The following is a 17784-nucleotide window of genomic DNA, read 5'->3' on the forward strand; positions in this document are numbered from 1 at the left end:
CGGAGGGAAAGAGGGGGGGGGGGAGGCTGTTTTGTTTCTTTCTCCCTTCCCCCCCCCCCCCCCCCCGGCCCGCTTTGTCAGAGGTACTGACCGGTGTTGGCCACCGTGTCGATGGAGCGTCCGGTGTCCGCGCCTTGCTTTCCGGTGACGAGGGTTCGGATGAATACGATCCGCTCGCCCTTCTTTCCGGAGATTCGGGCCCAGTCGTCGGGGTTGGTGGTGTTGGGCAGGTCTTCGTTCTCCTTGAACTCGTCCACGCAAGCCTGGAGGAGATGGGCGACGCGAAGGCCCTTCTGGTTGTGCTCGAGGAAGGCCTTGATGGCCATCTTCTTCGCACGGTCCACGATGTTCTGGATCATCGCGCCCGAGTTGAAGTCCTTGAAGTAGAGGACTTCCTTGTCGCCGTTGGCGTACGTGACCTCGAGGAAGCGGTTTTCCTCGGTTTCGGCGTACATCTGCTCGACGACGGTCTGGATCATGCTGTGGACGGTTTCGGCCGTGGAGCCCTGGTGCTCACCGAGGTCGTCGGTGTGCAGGGGCAGCGTGGCCTTGAGGTACTTGGCGAAGATGTCCTTCGCGGCCTCGGCGCCGGGGCGCTCGATCTTGATCTTCACGTCGAGCCGGCCGGGGCGCAGGATGGCCGGGTCGATCATGTCCTCGCGGTTGGAGGCGCCGATGACGATGACGTTCTCCAGGCCTTCCACGCCGTCGATCTCGGCGAGCAGCTGGGGGACGATGGTGTTCTCCACGTCCGAGCTGACTCCGGATCCGCGGGTGCGGAAGAGGGATTCCATCTCGTCGAAGAAGACGATGACGGGGGTGCCCTCGCTCGCCTTCTCCCTCGCGCGCTGGAAGACGAGGCGGATGTGCCGCTCGGTCTCGCCGACGTACTTGTTGAGGAGTTCGGGGCCCTTGATGTTGAGGAAGTAGGACTTCCCGGTGGGCTGGCCGGTGACCTCGGCGACCTTCTTGGCAAGGGAGTTGGCCACGGCCTTGGCGATGAGCGTCTTGCCACAGCCGGGGGGGCCGTAGAGCAGGATGCCCTTCGGGGGCCGCAGTTCGTGTTCCTTGAAGAGGTCGGGGTAGAGGTAGGGGAGCTCGACGGCGTCGCGGATCAGTTCGATCTGGTCGCCCAGGCCGCCGATCTTGTCGTAGTCGATGTCCGGGACCTCTTCGAGGACGAGGTCTTCGACCTCGCTCTTGGGGACGATCTCGTAGACGTAGCCGGAGCGGGGTTCGAGCAGCAGGGAGTCGCCGGGGCGGATGGTGACGTCCAGGAGCGGCTCGGCGAGCCTCACCACCCTTTCCTCGTCGGTGTGCCCGACCACCAGGGCGCGCTCGCCGTCCTCGAGGATTTCCTTGAGGGTGACGATGTCCCCGGCCCGCTCGTACTCCATGGCTTCGACCACGTTGAGGGCTTCGTTGAGCATGACCTCCTGGCCGCGCCGGAGGTCTTCCGGTTCGACGCTGGGGCTCACGTTCACTCGGAGTTTTCGGCCGCCGGTGAAGATGTCGACGGTTCCGTCTTCGTTGGACTGCAGGAAGACTCCGAAGCCGGCCGGCGGCTGTGCGAGCCGGTCGACTTCTTCCTTGAGGGCCACGATCTGGTCGCGGGCCTCGCGCAGGGTGTTCGCCAGCCGCTCGTTCTGTGCGGAGACGCCTGCCAGGTTTGTCTGGAGCTCGACGATCCGCTCTTCGAGAATCCTCGTGTGTCGCGGAGAGTCGGCGAGCTTACGTCGCAGGACGGCGATTTCCTGCTCGAGATAGGCAACCTGGCCGGCGGGGTCCTCAGACCCTCGCCCGGGCCGGATGCCGCGGTTGATGTCGTCGTCGTGGGCTGCCACGGTCCTCACCTCCTCCAAGGGGAGCTGGACGCTTTCTGACCCTACCTGGGCTGGTGGTGATTGAAACCCCTAGATCACAAAGACGGTAGGGGTGTGTCCGATCTTCACCCTTGCGTACTCCCTCCCGTCAAGGAAATACCCACCCATCAAACTCGGGAAGCAGCCGGTTGTAAGGTCGAACTGTTCAACACCCGTCAGAGCTCGTGCGACTTGCCTTGAGTATCTGACCGGGATGGATCACTCGAGGCAGGGAACGGCAGGAGATATGACCGTGCAGCAGGAGGCGTCCGCGGGGGGTTCCGGCGTGGCCGGAGAGCCGCTCGAGGTCTGGATCGACCAGGACCTCTGCACTGGCGACGGCATCTGTGTGCAGTACGCACCGGAGGTGTTCGAGCTGGACATCGATGGTCTGGCGTACGTGAAGGGCCCTGCCGACGAGTTGCTCGTGGAGGCGGGGGCGACCACTCCGGTTCCGCTGGTGCTGCTTCAGGACGTGGTGGATTCCGCGAAGGAATGTCCCGGGGATTGCATCCATGTAAGGCGGGTTTCGGACAGGGTGGAAGTCTTCGGTCCCGACGCGGAGTGAGGGTTCAAACTCCTGTGGGGCTCGGATCCGTAAGCTCCTGGCGGAATTTTCCGCCGGTCCAGCGCCACTTGGCGAGCTGCTCGGTATCGGGGCTGTAGCGGGGCACTTCGGGCGAGGAGTAGCCGAGGAGCTTCGCGGTGACGACCCGGTCGCGGACGGTGAGATCGGTCGCGGTCTGGTTGCGGGCGGCTTCGAGGAGTGTGGCGACGACGCGGGGGTTCGCGGTCTTCGCGGGGTCCTGGACGAGGACGTAGACGGCGTGCGGTGGGGTGCCCGAGCCGGCGTCGCAGCGGACGGCCGCGACGGTTTCGGGTCGGCCGTCGCCGTCGAGGTCGCCTTCGGCGGTGGCCGTGACGGCTTGTGGGGCGCCTTTGCAGTCCAGCGGGTACGTGACTGCGTGCGCGTCGGGGGCGGCTGCCCGGGGGCCGCTCGCGGGGCTCTGAGGGCTCGTGGTGCGTGCGGGGTCCGCGGAGGCTCCGGTGGCCGGGTCGGGCTGCAGGAGTCCGGCGCCGGCTATGACGGCGGCCAGGGCCGAGGCGGTGGCGAGCCAGTGGACGGGCCGGGTCCGGTGGTGCGCCGGGGTGGGGGTGGTCGGCGCCGGCTCGGCGGGGCTGTGCGGCACGCGGGGTGTCTCCTGTGCGAAGGGTGACGGGGAGCCAGCATCGTGCCACACCTCACATCGGGGTGGAACGGGTGGGTCCGGGCCGGCCGGGGCGCTCGTGCGGGCCGGCTCGTAGGGCAACGCAAAGACGCTGTGCCGCAGTTCCCGGATGTTCCGGGGGAACTGCGGCACAGCGTCTTCGTGTTGGTGGTGCGGGTCGCGCCGCCGGGTGGCGGGGCGGTCCTCAGGGCTTGGGCTGCTCAGGCGTCGGGGGCGGTGTCCGCGGCGGCCGTCGCGGCGGTCTCCGCGGTCTTGGCCGCGGACTGGCTGCCGGGGCCGTCGTAGTCCTCGCCGTAGGCGCCCTTGGAGGGGCGGCGGCGGCGCATGGGCGGCTCGACGCCGTCCGCGAGGCGGCGGGCGGTGACGAGGAAGCCGGTGTGGCCGATCATGCGGTGGTCCGGGCGGACGGCCAGGCCTTCGACGTGCCAGTTTCGGATCATCGATTCCCAGGGCTGCGGTTCGGCGTAGCAGCCGAACTCGCGGATGGATTCGACGGTCCGGGAGAGCTGGGTGGTGGTGGCCACGTAGCAGCAGAGGATGCCGCCGGGGACCAGGGCCTTGGAGACGGCCTCCAGGCATTCCCAGGGGGCGAGCATGTCGAGGATCACGCGGTCGACGTCCGTGTCGGACAGGTTGTCCTGGAGGTCGCCCACGGTCAGCTGCCACGCGGGGTGCGGGCCGCCGAAGTAGCGCTCGACGTTGGCCGTGGCGATCTCGGCGAAGTCCGGGCGGCGCTCGTAGCTGTGGAGCATGCCCTGGTCGCCGATGGCGCGCAGCAGGAAGCTGCTCAGGGAGCCGGAGCCGACGCCTGCTTCGACGACGCGGGCGCCGGGGAAGATGTCGGCGAAGGCCAGGATCTGGCCTGCGTCCTTGGGGTAGACCACGGCGGCACCGCGGGGCATGGACAGGACATAGTCGGGGAGCAGGGGTCGCAGCGCGAGGTAGGCGACGTTGCCCGTGGTACGGACAACGCTTCCCTCGGGGGAGCCGATCAGCTCGTCGTGCGGGAAGGAACCCTTGTGGGTGTGGAAATTCTTCCCGGCTTCGAGCGTGAACGTGTAGTGGCGGCCCTTGGGGTCGGTGAGCTGTACCTGGTCCCCGACCTCGAAGGGCCCGCGTCGGCGGGCGGCACCGGTCGGTTCGGACATGTGACCAGTGTATTGGCTTCAGGACTGGGGCCGCGCCATGGCCTTCACGAAGGCCTTTTCGACGTCGAGGGTGGAGAGGACTCCGTAGATCGCGCCGTCGTTCTGGAGGACGAGGTATTCGGTGGCGGGGGTGGTGCGGAGGTGGTCGAGGAGTTCTTCGCCGGTGAGGTCCGCTGAAACCTTCATGCCGTCGGTGAGGTCCTGGGCGAGGGTGCCGGCTGCGACCCAGGGGCGGCGGTGTTCGGGGACGGAGGCGATGGCGCTCTCGCGGACGATGCCGGTGGGGTCTCCGAGTCCGTCGACGATGACGAGGGCGCGGGCGCCGGCTTCGTTGGCGCGGCGGAGGGCTTCGGAGAGGGGGGTGGCGTTTTCGACGGGGATGGCGCGGCGGGTGAGTTTGCGGGCGTGGAGTTCCGGGAGGTGTTCGCGCAGGCGGGCTACGCGGAGGCTGTTGCCGGCGCCGGTCCAGATGATGCCGGCGAGGATCGCGGCGAGGAGGGCGTCCATGACGGTGTCCATGCCGCCGATGTCGTCGGTGGGGTTGCCGAGGGTCCCGGTGTAGTTCAGGAGGGGCAGGCCGAGGAGGACGGCGACGGCGAGGGCGCGGCCGGCCCAGGCGGCGGCGATGGTGCCGGTCATGGGTTTGCCGGTGATGCCCCAGATGACGGCGCGGAGCATGCGGCCGCCGTCGAGGGGGAGGCCGGGGAGGAGGTTGAAGGCGGCGACGAGGAGGTTGGAGATCATGAGGCCGGCGAGGAGGACGCCGGGGACGCTGGCGGGTTCGACGGTTTTCATGCCGAGGTAGAAGGCGCCGGCGAGGAGGAGGGAGAGGAGGGGGCCGACGAAGGCGAGGACGAATTCGCGGCCGGGGGTTTCGGATTCCTTCTCGATCTCGGAGACGCCGCCGAAGAACTGGAGCTGGATGCGGCGTACGGGGAGTTTGAAGCGGAGGGCGGCGACGGTGTGGGCGAGTTCGTGGACGAGGACCGAGGCGTAGAAGGCGACGGCGAAGAAGAGGGCCACGAGGTAGCGCAGGGTGCCGAGGTCGGGGAGGATCCGGTCGAGCTGGTCGCCGAAGACCCAGGTGATGAGGGCGGCGACGAGGAACCAGCTGGGCGAGACGTAGACGGGCACGCCGAAGGGGCGGCCCATGAGGAGTCCGCCGCCCGGTCCTGAGCGCCGGCCCGCGCGCTCGCCGGTTTCGTCGGTGTCTGCCACGGTTGTCCTTCGTTCGCTGCTGTCCGGTGCGGTGGTGCGCCGGTGGTTCCGGTGTCTTTTTCCCGTGGTGTTCGGGGTGCGCCGTGGCGCGGGGTGATGCTCCGATCATGCAGTGCGAGGGGGGTCGGCGTCGATGGTATGCGCGTGCTGTCGGTGGCGGGTCGTAGGGTTTTGTCTATGACGACGAGCCCCGGCAGCGGTCCGGACGACGCAGTGACCAGTTCCGTGCCCGGTCCCGTACCCGCGCAAGCGGTGGCCGTGGCTCCTTCTTCGCTGTCGCCTTCGCGGGCGAGTGACTTCATGCGGTGTCCGTTGCTGTACCGGTTCCGGGTGATCGACAAGTTGCCGGAGAAGCCGAGTGCGGCGGCGACGCGGGGGACGTTGGTGCACGCGGTGCTGGAGCGGCTTTTCGATCATCCGGCGCCGGAGCGGACGGCGCCGCGGGCGAAGGCGTTGATTCCGGGGCAGTGGGACCGGCTGGTGGAGTCGAAGCCGGAGTTGCTGGAGCTGTTCCCGGGGGGTGACGAGGGGGCGGGGCTGACGCGGTGGCTGGGTGAGGCCGAGGCGTTGGTGGACCGGTGGTTCACGTTGGAGGACCCGACGCGGCTGGAGCCGGTGGAGCGGGAGTTCTTCGTGGAGACGGAGCTGGATTCGGGGCTTCGGCTGCGCGGGATCATCGACCGGGTGGACGTGGCGCCGACGGGTGAGGTGCGGATCGTCGATTACAAGACGGGGAAGGCGCCGCGGCCGGAGTATGCCGAGGGTGCGCTGTTCCAGATGAAGTTCTACGCGTTGGTGGTGTGGCGGCTGAAGCGGGTGGTGCCGCGGCGGCTGCAGCTGGTGTACCTGGGCAGTGGGGACGTGATCACGTACGACCCGGTGATCGAGGATCTGGAGCGGATGGAGCGCAAGCTGCTGGCGCTGTGGGAGGCGATCCGGGAGGCGACGGAGAGCGGTGACTGGCGGCCGCGGCAGTCGAAGCTGTGCGGCTGGTGTGATCATCAGGCGGTGTGTCCGGAGTTCGGTGGTACTCCCCCGGTGTATCCGCTGGCGCTGCCGTCCGCAGGCCGGGGCGAATCCTGATCTTGGGGTCAGGGCAGAATGGGCGGGGTTCCCCGTTGCTGTCCGAATGAACCAGTGAACCTATGAAAACGAGGTGGACCCCGTGGCGATCCGCGTACTGCTGGTCGACGATCAGCCGCTGCTGCGTACCGGTTTCCGGATGATCCTGGAGGCCGAACAGGACGTGGCGGTGGTCGGTGAGGCCGGGGACGGTCTGCAGGCGTTGGACCAGGTGCGGGTGTTGCAGCCCGATGTGGTGCTGATGGACATCCGGATGCCGCGGATGGACGGGGTGGAGGCGACGCGGCAGATCACGGGTCCGGGGCGGGACGGTCCGGCGAAGGTGCTGGTGCTGACGACGTTCGATCTGGACGAGTACGTGGTGGAGGCGCTGCGGGCGGGGGCCAGTGGGTTCTTGCTGAAGGATGCGCCGGCGGCGGAGCTGGTGCAGGCGATCCGGGTGGTGGCGGGTGGCGAGGCGATGCTGGCGCCGAGCATCACGCGGCGGCTGCTGGACAAGTACGCGGGGCATCTGCCGTCGGGTGAGGACAGTGTTCCGGACATGATCGCTTCGTTGACGGAGCGTGAGGTCGAGGTGCTGAAGCTGGTGGCCCGGGGCTTGTCGAACGCGGAGATCGCGGCGGATCTGTTCGTGAGCGAGACGACGGTGAAGACGCATGTGGGTCATGTGCTGACGAAGCTGGGTCTGCGGGACCGGGTGCAGGCGGCGGTGTACGCGTACGAGAGTGGTCTGGTGCGTCCGGGGGCCGGTCAGTAGGCGGCTCGGGCCGCTGTCGTCGAGGTCCGCAGGCACGGGTACAGGTACGGGTACGGGCCCGCTTCCGCTGGGTGCGGAGGCGGGCCCGTCGTCGTTCGGGGTGCCCTGGATGGAGCGGCTCAGCCCTTGCTGATCTCCCAGAAGCGGAAGACGGTGGAGGCGTCCAGGGACCACTGCAGGCCGGTCACGTTCGGGCGGGTGACGGCGTACTGCTTGCCCTGCCAGAGCGGGAGGAGCGGGATCTCCTCGGCGACGATGTCCTGGAGGCGGGCGTAGTCCTTGCTGGCGGTGCCGCGGTCGGACTTGGCGGAGGTCGACGGGATGATCGTCCCGGTGATCTCCTTGTTCTCGTAGTTGTTGTGCAGCACGTTGTCGGGGCCGAAGAAGGGCTGCGTGAAGTTGTCGGCGTCGGGGTAGTCGGGGACCCAGCCCTTGACGTAGACGCCGTACTTGCCTGCCTGGATGTCCTTCTCGTACTGCTCGAACTCGACGGACTTGACGTCGGCTTCGAAGAGGCCGCTGTCGTTGAGCTGCTTGGCGATGAGGCGGAATTCCTCGTCGGTCGAGGGGCCGTAGCGGCTGGGCGTCGAGTACAGGGTGATCTTCACCTTGTCCTTGATGCCGGCGGCGCGGAGGGTGGCCTTGGCCTTCTCGGGCTGGGGGGCGCCGCCGTAGCGGTCGAAGAAGGCGGTGGTGTGGGAGGCGATGCCGGCCGGGACGATGGAGTAGAGCGGGGTGGCGGTGCCGTCGTAGACCTCTCGTACGAGGGCTTCCCGGTCGACGAGGTAGGCGATGGCCTTGCGGACGGGGAGCTTTCCGGCGACGGGGTCGCTGGTGTTGAAGACGAGGTGTTCGACTTCGGCGCCGGAGCCCTGGACGACCTCGACCTTCTGCTCGCCGCTCTGGGAGGCGAGGCCGGCGATGTCCTTGGCGGCGAGGCCGCGGAAGGCGAAGTCGACGTCTCCGCTTTCGAGGACCTTCTTGAGGGCGGCCTGGTCCTCGTTGAAGAACTTCATGGTGACGCCGCTGTTCTTCGGCTTGGCCTTGCCGGTGTAGCTGTCGTTGACGGAGAAGGCGGCGCTCTTGTCGTTGATCGAGTCCAGCTTGTAGACGCCGGAGCCGAAGGCCTTGCCGTCGGTGCGGAGTTTGTCCGCGGGGTACTCGGTGTGGTCGACGATGGAGCCCGCGCCGGATGCGATCTTGCTGGGGAAGGTCGCGTCGGAGGCCTTGAGGTTGAAGACCACGGTCTTGTCGTCGGGGGTGTCGATGGTGCCGATCGACGCGAGCATGACGGCGGGGCCGTTCTCGTCGTTGATCTTCAGCGTGCGCTCGAAGGAGTACTTGACGTCCTTGGAGGTGAGGCTGTTGCCGTTGCTGAACTTCAGGCCGCCGCGCAGGGTGCACACGTAGGTCTTGCTCTCGGTGCCCTCGAACCCGCAGGCCTGTGCGGCGTCGGGTTCGGGGGTGGTGCCGCCCTTGGGGAAGCTGAGCAGCGACTGGAAGACGTTGTTGAAGAGCAGCCAGGAGCCCGGGTCGTAGCCCGAGGCGGGGTCGGTGGCCTTCACCTTGTCGGATATGCCCATGACGACGCCCTTGCCGCTGCCGGCGCTGGAGCCGTCCGTCGCGCCGCAGCCGCTGAGCAGCGCGGCGGCGGTGGCCGCTCCGAGCGGGGCGGCCAACCACTGGTTCCGTGTCTTCACGCGAACGTCCTTCTCAGTCTCACTGGCAGGTCTGGTTCTGTCTGGCTGGTGCTGCGGCCCGTGGTGGGGGTCACGGGCGGCGGTGTGGCGGGAGGCCGGGGGCTGGTGTCGGGTGTCAGCCGCTGACGCCGCGGCCGAGTTCCCACAGCTGGAGGTCGGAGATGGCGTTGACAGACCACTCCACTCCGGTGATCCCGTCGCGTGCGGCGACGTACTGCTTGCCCTGCCACAGGGGCAGGACGGGTACGTCCTCGGCGACGATGTCCTGCATCTCCGCGATCGCGGGGCCGGCGACGCCCCGGTCGATGGCCCGGCGCGATTCGGGGATGAGCTTGGTGCGCACCGTGGTGTTGGCGTACGGCGTGCCGAGGAAGTTGTCCTGCTCCAGGAAGGGGGCGAGGAAGTTGTCGGCGTCGGGGTAGTCGGGGAACCAGCCGAGCCCGTAGGCGGCGTAGTCGCCCTTCTTCTGGGCGGGCCTGAAGTCGGCCCAGTCGGTGCCCTGGACGGTGATGTCGAAGAGCTGGGTGGAGTTCAGCTGGGCCTTGAGGGCTTCGAACTCGGCCGCGGTGCCGTCGCCGTAGTGGTCGTTGGTGTAGTTGAGGGTCAGCTTGACCGGGGTTTTGATTCCGGCGCTCTTCAGCAGGTCGGCGGCCTTGGCGGTGTTGGCTTCGCCGTACTTGTTGAAGAAGGAGTTGACGTGGCCGCTGAGGGTGGTGGGGACCAGGGAGTACAGGGGCTGCGCGGACTTGCCGTAGACCTTGGCGATGAGGGCGCCCCGGTCGACGGCGGCGGCGAGGGCCTGGCGTACGGCCTTGTCCTTGACCGCGGGGGCTTCGGTGTTGAAGCCGAGGTAGCGGATCTCCAGGCCGGGCATGGGGACGAGCTTGATGCCCTTGGGGGGATTGGCGGAGAGCTCGGTGATCTGGGCGGGCGACAGGGTGCGGGAGACCATGTGGATGGTGCCGCTTTCCAGGGCCTTGCCCATGGCGTCGGAGTCGTCGAAGGCGCGCAGTTCGGCCTTGTCGTTCTGCATCTTCAGGTCGCCGCGGTAGTTCGGGTTCTTGCTGAAGACGGCGCGGACGAGGCGGTTGCCCTTGACTTCGGCCTTCATGGTGTAGGGCCCGGAGCCGTCGACGGCGAAGCCGGTGCGGAGCTTCTTGGCGTCGTACTTCTTGGAGCTGATGATGCCGGCGGCGGGGGTGGAGAGTTTGTACGGGAAGGTGGCGTCGGCGGTCTTCAGGTGGAAGACGACGGTGTCGGTGCCCTTGGTTTCGACGGTGTCGATGGTGGAGAGCAGCGAGGAGGGGCCGTTCTCGTCCTTGATGGCGAGGACGCGCTCGATGGAGAACTTGACGTCCTGGGCGGTGAGCGGGTCTCCGCCGGCGAAGGTGAGGCCGGGGCGCAGGACGCAGCGGTAGCTCTCGTTGCCGGTGTCGGTGAAGCGGCACTCGGTGGCTGCTTCGGGGACGGGCTTGCCGCCGCCGCGCGGGGTGCGCATCAGGGTCTGGACGGTCTGGCGGAGGATGTTCCAGGTGCCGGCGTCGTAGGCGTAGGCGGGGTCGAGCGGGGCGGGGGCGTAGTCGGCCGCCTCGAACCGGTCGGTGGTGCCGACGACGATCGCTCCGGATCCCGCTCCTGCGCCGCTGGTGCTGCCGCAGGCGGTCAGCGCGGGGGTGAGCAGTCCGGCGGCTGCCGTCAGCGCCATGGTCTTGCGGTTCATGCTGGAAGTACTCCCTCGACCCGGCACTTGTTCAAAGCTGGCGTGGAGGGCATCGCGACGGTCGCCCGTTCTGGGCGGAACGATCGGGCCGGTGGTGTGACGATCGGTCCACGCGGTTCCGGAACAGGGGTGTGTATCCGGGACGGCTGAGGTGCGGCGCAGTGCCCGGATCGACATTAGTGGCCTGCGGAGGGGTGGCTTGAACCGCGTGGATCGGGGGTGTTGTCGCTCCGTTGCGGGAGTTGACCCGGGGTGTGCGCGGGGCGGTGCACAGATTCGGTCAGGTGCTGATCAATGGGGACACAAGGGGTGGCGCGGGAGGGCGCGCAGTGGTGCGAAGGGTGCTTTGTGGGTGACAAAGGTCACCCGGTACAACTCCCCCGGTAGGGATGGAATTTCGGCCTCCGGGGAACTGCGCGGGAGATCCGCCCGCGGGATGTTGGTCCTGGGGGCGGATCTCCCGGTACGGAGCGTGCGCGGTCAGTTGAGCGGAGTGATGAGGGAGCGCAGGAAGGGCAGGTCGACGTCTTCGAGGGAGCCGACGATGGTGCGGCCGGGGGCGGGGGCGATGAGGCCTACGGAGGGGATGGCGACGACCCTGCATCCGGCGGCTTCGGCGGCGGCGACGCCGGTGGCGGTGTCCTCGATGACGGCGCAGCGGGAGGGGTGGGCGCCGAGGGCGCCGGCGGCGAGGAGGTAGGGGTCGGGGTGGGGCTTGGTGCGCGGGACCTCGTCGCCCGCGACGGTCATGGTGAAGCGGTCGCGGCCGAGGGTGAGCAGGACCTGGTCGATGACGCGCCGGTGGGAGGCGGAGACGAGGGCGGTGGGGACGTTGTGCCGGGCCAGTTCGGCGAGGAGGCGTTCGGCGCCGGGCATGAGGGGTACGCGGTCGGCGATGCGGGCTTCGAAGCGCTCGTTGAGCAGGACGGTGAGTTCGGCGAGGCCGATGTCGGCGCCGGTGGCTTCGATGAGGAAGCCGCCGCTGCGGGTCATGGGGCCGCCGACGACGATGTCGCGCCAGGATTCGTCGAGGCGGTGGCCGAGTTCGCCGAAGACTCCGACCTCGATCTCCCACCAGAATCCCTCGGTGTCGACGAGTGTGCCGTCCATGTCGAGCAGCACCGCCTGCAGGGCGTGTCCGTCGGCCGTACGGGCGACGGGGGCGGGGACTGTGCTCGTCATGCGCGCACCTTTCCGGGGGTCCGTTGGGGACGAGAAGGCCGGTCACCTCGCCTCCGGGGGCGTGCCCGGGGGAACAGGTGACCGGCCTGTATGGGACCGACAAGTGTACGCCGGTCCGTCTCGATGTGCGTTGAATTACGTCTCGGCGTGCGTGGAGGTACGTCTCGGCGTTTTGAGGTGCGTCTCGGCGTGCGTAGAGGCGAGGCAGGTCTCAGCGTGCGTTGAAGTACTTCGCTTCGGGGTGGTGGATGACGATGGCGTCGGTGGACTGCTCGGGGTGGAGCTGGAACTCCTCGGAGAGGTGGACGCCGATGCGCTCCGGCTGGAGGAGGTCGGCGATCTTGGCGCGGTCCTCCAGGTCGGGGCAGGCGCCGTAGCCGAGGGAGAAGCGGGCGCCGCGGTACTTCAGGTCGAACATGTCCTCGACCTTGGCGGGGTCCTCGCCGCCGAAGCCGAGCTCGGCGCGGACGCGGGCGTGCCAGTACTCGGCCATGGCCTCGGCGAGCTGGACGGAGAGGCCGTGGAGCTCCAGGTAGTCGCGGTAGGAGTCGGACTCGAACAGCTTGGCGGTGGCTTCGCCGATCTTGGAGCCGACGGTGACGACCTGGAGGCCGACGACGTCGGTTTCGCCGGATTCCTCGGGGCGGAAGAAGTCGGCGAGGCACAGGCGGCGGCCGCGGCGCTGGCGCGGGAAGGTGAAGCGGGTCCGCTCGTTGCCGGCGTCGTCGAGGATGATCAGGTCCTCGCCCTTGGAGACGCAGGGGAAGTAGCCGTAGACGACGGCGGCTTCGAGGAGGTTCTCGGTGTGCAGCTTGTCGAGGAGGCCGCGCAGGCGCGGGCGTCCCTCGCTCTCGACGAGTTCCTCGTAGGTGGCTCCGCCGGCGCGGGCCTGCTTGAGGCCCCACTGGCCCTTGAAGAGGGCGCCTTCGTCGAGCCAGGAGGCGTAGTCCTTGAGCGGGATGCCCTTGACGACGCGGGTGCCCCAGAACGGCGGGGTGGGCACGGGGTTGTCGGTGGAGGTGTCGGAGCGGCCGGCGGGCTCGTCGGTCTCCTCGACGAGGACGGGAGTGTCCCGCTTGGCGACGCGGCGCTGCTTGAGTTCGGGGAGGGAGGCGCCGGGGACTCCGCGCTTGACGGCGATGAGGGCGTCCATCAGGCGCAGGCCCTCGAAGGCGTCGCGGGCGTAGCGGACTTCGCCCTCGTAGATCTCGTGGAGGTCCTGTTCGACGTAGGCGCGGGTGAGGGCGGCGCCGCCGAGGATGACCGGGTAGTCGGCTGCCAGCTTGCGCTGGTTGAGCTCCTCCAGGTTCTCCTTCATGATCACCGTGGACTTGACCAGGAGGCCGGACATTCCGATGACGTCGGCCCTGTGTTCCTGGGCGGCTTCGAGGATCGCGGAGACCGGCTGCTTGATGCCGATGTTGACGACGTTGTAGCCGTTGTTGGTCAGGATGATGTCGACGAGGTTCTTGCCGATGTCGTGGACGTCGCCGCGGACGGTGGCCAGGACGATGGTGCCCTTGCCCTCGTCGTCGCTCTTCTCCATGTGCGGTTCCAGGTGGGCCACCGCGGTCTTCATGACCTCGGCGGACTGGAGCACGAAGGGGAGCTGCATCTGGCCGGAGCCGAAGAGTTCGCCGACGACCTTCATGCCCTCCAGGAGGGTGTCGTTGACGATGTCGAGGGCGGGGCGGGTCTGGAGGGCCTCGTCGAGGTCTGCGTCCAGGCCGTTCTTCTCGCCGTCGATGATGCGGCGCTGGAGGCGCTCGTCCAGGGGCAGGGCGAGGAGTTCCTCGGCGCGGCCGGCCTTCATCGACTTGGTGTTGACGCCCTCGAAGAGGGCCATCAGCTTCTGGAGCGGGTCGTAGCCCTCGGCGCGCCGGTCGTAGATCAGGTCGAGGGCGGTGGTCACCTGCTCCTCGGTGAACCGTGCGATCGGCAGGATCTTGGAGGCGTGGACGATCGCGGAGTCGAGGCCGGCCTTGACGCACTCGTCGAGGAAGACGGAGTTCAAGAGGACTCGGGCGGCCGGGTTGAGGCCGAAGGAGATGTTGGAGAGGCCGAGGGTGGTCTGGACGTCGGGGTGGCGGCGCTTGAGTTCGCGGATCGATTCGATCGTGGCGATGCCGTCCTTGCGGGACTCTTCCTGGCCGGTGCAGATGGTGAAGGTCAGGGTGTCGATGAGGATGTCCGACTCGAGGATCCCCCAGTTGCCCGTGAGGTCGTCGATGAGGCGCTCGGCGATGGCGACCTTGTGCTCGACGGTGCGGGCCTGGCCCTCCTCGTCGATGGTCAGCGCGATGAGGGCTGCGCCGTGCTCCTGGGCGAGGCGGGTGACCTTGGCGAAGCGGGACTCGGGGCCGTCGCCGTCCTCGTAGTTGACGGAGTTGATGACGGCGCGCCCGCCGAGCTTCTCCAGGCCGGCCCGCAGGACGGGGACCTCGGTGGAGTCGAGGACGATCGGCAGGGTGGAGGCGGTCGCGAAGCGTCCGGCGAGTTCCTTCATGTCGGCGACGCCGTCGCGGCCGACGTAGTCCACGCACAGGTCGAGCATGTGCGCGCCTTCGCGGATCTGGTCGCGGACCATCTCGACGCAGTCGTCCCAGCGGGCTTCGAGCATGGCCTCGCGGAACTTCTTGGACCCGTTCGCGTTGGTGCGCTCGCCGATCGCCATGTACGAGATGTCCTGGCGGAAGGGGACCGTCTGGTAGAGGGAGGACGCGCCGGGCTCGGGGCGGGGCTCGCGCGCGGCGGGGCTGAGGCCGCGGACGCGCTCGACGACCTGGCGCAGGTGCTCGGGGGTGGTGCCGCAGCAGCCGCCGACGAGGGAGAGGCCGTACTCGCGGACGAAGGTCTCCTGGGCGTCGGCGAGCTCGCTCGCGGACAGCGGGTAGTGGGCGCCGTTCTTGCCGAGGACCGGCAGGCCCGCGTTGGGCATGCAGGAGAGGGGGATGCGGGAGTTGCGCGCGAGGTAGCGCAGGTGCTCGCTCATCTCGGCGGGGCCGGTGGCGCAGTTCAGGCCGATCATGTCGATGCCCAGGGGCTCCAGCGCGGTGAGCGCGGCGCCGATCTCCGAGCCGAGCAGCATCGTGCCGGTGGTTTCCACGGTCACGGAGCAGATCAGCGGGACGGACACGCCGAGGGCCTCCATGGCGCGGCGGGCGCCGACGATGGAGGACTTGGTCTGCAGCAGGTCCTGGGTGGTCTCCACGAGGAGCGCGTCGGCGCCGCCGGTGATCAGGCCTTCGGCGTTGATCTGGTAGGCGTCGCGGATGGTTCCGTAGTCGATGTGGCCCAGGGTGGGCAGCTTGGTGCCGGGGCCCATCGAGCCGAGGACCCAGCGCTGCTGCCCGGTGGAGGCGGTGAACTCGTCGGCGATCTCGCGGGCGATGCGGGCGCCGGCGAGCGACAGCTCGTGGTTGCGGTCCGCGATGTCGTACTCGGCGAGGGCGGCGTAGTTCGTGCCGAAGGTGTTGGTCTCGACGCAGTCCACGCCGGCCTCGAAGTACTCGCGGTGCACGTTGGCCACGATGTCGGGGCGGGTGACGTTGAGGATCTCGTTGCAGCCTTCGAGCTGTTCGAAGTCGTCCAGGGTCGGGTCCTGGGCCTGGAGCATGGTTCCCATGGCTCCGTCGGCTACGACCACACGGGTCGCCAGTGCCTGGCGGAGGGCATCGGCCCGGGTCTGGGTGTCAGCGGGCTGGTTCGGCAACGAGGCCATGGGTGAGCTCCCTGGGATGCGACGGCTGTCGGCTTTGCACCCCTCCTGTGTCAAGGGTGCACGCGGCCAGGGTAACGGTGCCGACTCGAGCCCGGTTAGGGCGTCCCACGTGGCGGACTGCATTCTGTGCCGGTGGGGTGACGGCTTTCGGCCCGGGTGTCCTGGACGACTCGTCCGGCGGAGACTCGCCCCTCGCCATGCATGAAGTCGGCATCGACCGATAGTGTTCAGCATTGTCGAACTACGTCAGCAGGAGGCTGCGCGATGGCACGGAACATCCAGTCGCTCGAACGAGCCGCTGCGATGCTGCGGCTCCTGGCGGGCGGCGAGCGCCGGCTGGGGCTCTCGGACGTGGCCTCCTCCCTCGGCCTGGCCAAGGGCACGGCGCACGGGATCCTGCGCACGCTGCAGGCCGAGGGGTTCGTGGAACAGGACCCGGCCTCGGGCCGCTACCAGCTCGGCGCGGAGCTGCTGCGCCTGGGCAACAGCTATCTGGACGTCCACGAGCTGCGGGCGCGCGCCCTGGTGTGGACGGACGACCTGGCCCGCGCGAGCGGGGAGAGCGTGTACGTGGGGGTGCTGCACAAGAGCGGGGTGCTGATCATGCACCACGTGTTCCGGCCCGACGACAGCCGTCAGGTGCTGGAGGTGGGAGCCATGCAGCCGCTGCACTCCACGGCCCTGGGCAAGGTGCTGTCGGCCTACGACCCGGTGGCGCACACGCAGGTCATGGAGGTGGAGCGGGAGGCGTTCACCCCCCGCACGGTCACCGACGCGGCCGGGTTCGAAGAGGTCCTGACCCTGATCCGGGCCCGGGGCTGGGCCGGCGACATCGAGGAGACCTGGGACGGGGTCGCCTCGGTGGCGGCCCCCATCCACGACCGCCGCAGGATGCCGGTCGGCGCGGTCGCCGTCGCGGGCGCGGTGGAGCGGGTGTGCGGGGACTCCGGAGAGCCCCTGCCGTCCCTGGTGGCGTCCGTACGAGACTGCGCACGGGCGGTTTCACGCGATCTCGGAGCGGGCCGGTTCTGACCTTGGCCTGACCCCATCGCTCTGCCAGAACCACCCAACGGCCACGCCCAAGTGGCATTTGGGTGGTTTTTGGCGTTTGATGATCAACCAATGGCCTAATTTGTTCGATCATACCTAGTGGTAACGATCCGACTCATTGGCCTGGTCAACCCTTGACGCCCGCTTCACCTGGGCGGAAAACTGCCGTTCATCGGTCGGCATTGCCGAACACCTACCGGCAATACGCGTTAGGGTGTGGCAAGGCCAAGGACCGGTGCAGCACTCACCGAGTGCGTGGGCCGCCGGAGGGACCCGGCGGCCGACCCCCCTGAACGACAAAGGAGTCGCGGGTGTCCAGCTCCGACATCTTCATCGGCGAGACCATCGGTACCGCCCTGCTCACCCTGCTCGGTGGTGGCGTGTGCGCCGCCCTGACGCTCAAGAGCTCCAAGGCCCGCGGCGCCGGCTGGCTCGCGATCACCTTCGGCTGGGGTTTCGCCGTCCTGATCGCCGCCTACGTCTCCGCGCCGCTCTCCGGTGCGCACCTCAACCCGGCGGTCACCGTCGGCATCGCGATCAAGGACGGCGCCTGGGGCGACGTACCGGTCTACTTCGCCGGCCAGCTGCTCGGCGCCATGATCGGCTCGGTCCTGATGTGGCTCGCCTACTACGGCCAGTTCCAGGCGCACCTCGCCGACCCGGAGCACATCCGTGACGCCAAGCTCGGTCCGGAGGACCCGCACCCGCACGACGTGGCCGGCCCGGTGCTCGGGATCTTCTCCACGGGCCCCGAGATCCGCAACGTCGTCCAGAACCTGACGACCGAGATCATCGGCACCGCCGTCCTGGTCCTGGCCATCCTGACCCAGGGCCTGCAGGACGACGGCAAGGGCCTCGGCGTCATCGGCGTCCTGATCACCTCGTTCGTGGTCGTCGGCATCGGCCTCTCGCTCGGCGGCCCGACCGGCTACGCCATCAACCCGGTCCGCGACCTCGGCCCGCGCATCGTCCACTCCCTGCTGCCGCTGCCCAACAAGGGCGGCTCGGACTGGAGCTACTCCTGGATCCCGGTCCTCGGCCCCCTCGCGGGCGCCGCACTCGCCGGCGGTCTGTACAACATCGCGTTCGCCTGATCAGCAATCGGCACCACGGC

Annotated in this window: 13 protein-coding genes; 5 read left to right on the top strand and 8 right to left on the bottom strand. The window is 68.5% G+C overall.

Annotation, left to right across the window (positions count from 1 at the left end):
- Positions 1-77: 77 nt before the first annotated feature.
- On the bottom strand, positions 78-1844 hold the full coding sequence (arc, locus tag ACFWBW_RS18045; protein ID WP_385373510.1) for a proteasome ATPase: 1767 nt from the start codon (positions 1842-1844) through the stop codon (positions 78-80).
- Positions 1845-2109: 265 nt separating this feature from the next.
- On the opposite strand from arc, the gene ACFWBW_RS18050 reads away from it, so the two are divergent.
- Entirely contained in the window at positions 2110-2430 is a 321-nt protein-coding gene (locus ACFWBW_RS18050; protein WP_385373512.1) for a ferredoxin, read from the top strand.
- A gap of 4 nt (positions 2431-2434) precedes the next feature.
- Here the strand turns inward: ACFWBW_RS18050 and ACFWBW_RS18055 are convergent, their stop codons facing one another.
- The 3 genes from ACFWBW_RS18055 to ACFWBW_RS18065 all read right to left on the bottom strand — a co-directional run bounded on the left by ACFWBW_RS18055 (position 2435) and on the right by ACFWBW_RS18065 (position 5391).
- A complete protein-coding gene (locus ACFWBW_RS18055; RefSeq protein ID WP_385373514.1) occupies positions 2435-3052 on the bottom strand; it encodes a hypothetical protein in 618 nt (205 codons plus the stop codon).
- A gap of 239 nt (positions 3053-3291) precedes the next feature.
- Complete coding sequence (locus ACFWBW_RS18060) at positions 3292-4239, bottom strand: tRNA (adenine-N1)-methyltransferase (protein WP_385373516.1); 948 nt, start codon at positions 4237-4239, stop codon at positions 3292-3294.
- Positions 4240-4257: 18 nt separating this feature from the next.
- On the bottom strand, positions 4258-5391 hold the full coding sequence (locus ACFWBW_RS18065) for a site-2 protease family protein (RefSeq protein WP_385373645.1): 1134 nt from the start codon (positions 5389-5391) through the stop codon (positions 4258-4260).
- 243 nt (positions 5392-5634) lie between these two features.
- On the opposite strand from ACFWBW_RS18065, the gene ACFWBW_RS18070 reads away from it, so the two are divergent.
- Positions 5635-6540, top strand: a complete 906-nt coding sequence (locus ACFWBW_RS18070) for a RecB family exonuclease (RefSeq protein WP_385373517.1) — start codon at positions 5635-5637, stop codon at positions 6538-6540.
- Positions 6541-6622: 82 nt separating this feature from the next.
- Positions 6623-7297 (top strand): response regulator, encoded by a 675-nt coding sequence (locus ACFWBW_RS18075; protein ID WP_385373519.1) that lies wholly within the window; start codon positions 6623-6625, stop codon positions 7295-7297.
- Positions 7298-7416: 119 nt separating this feature from the next.
- Here ACFWBW_RS18075 and ACFWBW_RS18080 read toward each other — a convergent pair whose 3' ends face one another.
- From ACFWBW_RS18080 to metH, 4 genes are all read right to left on the bottom strand, one after another.
- Positions 7417-8997 carry an ABC transporter substrate-binding protein gene (locus ACFWBW_RS18080; protein ID WP_385373521.1) on the bottom strand — a complete coding sequence of 527 codons (1581 nt, stop codon included), beginning with the start codon at positions 8995-8997 and terminating at the stop codon, positions 7417-7419.
- Between the two features lie 115 nt (positions 8998-9112).
- Positions 9113-10717 (bottom strand): ABC transporter substrate-binding protein, encoded by a 1605-nt coding sequence (locus ACFWBW_RS18085; RefSeq protein WP_385373523.1) that lies wholly within the window; start codon positions 10715-10717, stop codon positions 9113-9115.
- A gap of 480 nt (positions 10718-11197) precedes the next feature.
- On the bottom strand, positions 11198-11899 hold the full coding sequence (locus ACFWBW_RS18090; RefSeq protein ID WP_385373525.1) for an HAD family hydrolase: 702 nt from the start codon (positions 11897-11899) through the stop codon (positions 11198-11200).
- 211 nt (positions 11900-12110) lie between these two features.
- Positions 12111-15620: a methionine synthase gene (gene metH, locus ACFWBW_RS18095; protein ID WP_385373527.1), complete on the bottom strand. Its 3510-nt coding sequence runs from the start codon at positions 15618-15620 to the stop codon at positions 12111-12113.
- 264 nt (positions 15621-15884) lie between these two features.
- Between metH and ACFWBW_RS18100 the strand changes: the two genes are divergently transcribed.
- Both ACFWBW_RS18100 and ACFWBW_RS18105 read left to right on the top strand, forming a co-directional pair.
- Positions 15885-16652 carry an IclR family transcriptional regulator gene (locus ACFWBW_RS18100; RefSeq protein WP_385373529.1) on the top strand — a complete coding sequence of 256 codons (768 nt, stop codon included), beginning with the start codon at positions 15885-15887 and terminating at the stop codon, positions 16650-16652.
- 329 nt (positions 16653-16981) lie between these two features.
- Positions 16982-17764, top strand: a complete 783-nt coding sequence (locus ACFWBW_RS18105) for an MIP/aquaporin family protein (protein WP_327251918.1) — start codon at positions 16982-16984, stop codon at positions 17762-17764.
- The last annotated feature ends 20 nt before the right edge of the window (positions 17765-17784 follow it).

Source organism: Streptomyces sp. NPDC059957 (assembly GCF_042730015.1).
Lineage (GTDB): Bacteria > Actinomycetota > Actinomycetes > Streptomycetales > Streptomycetaceae > Streptomyces.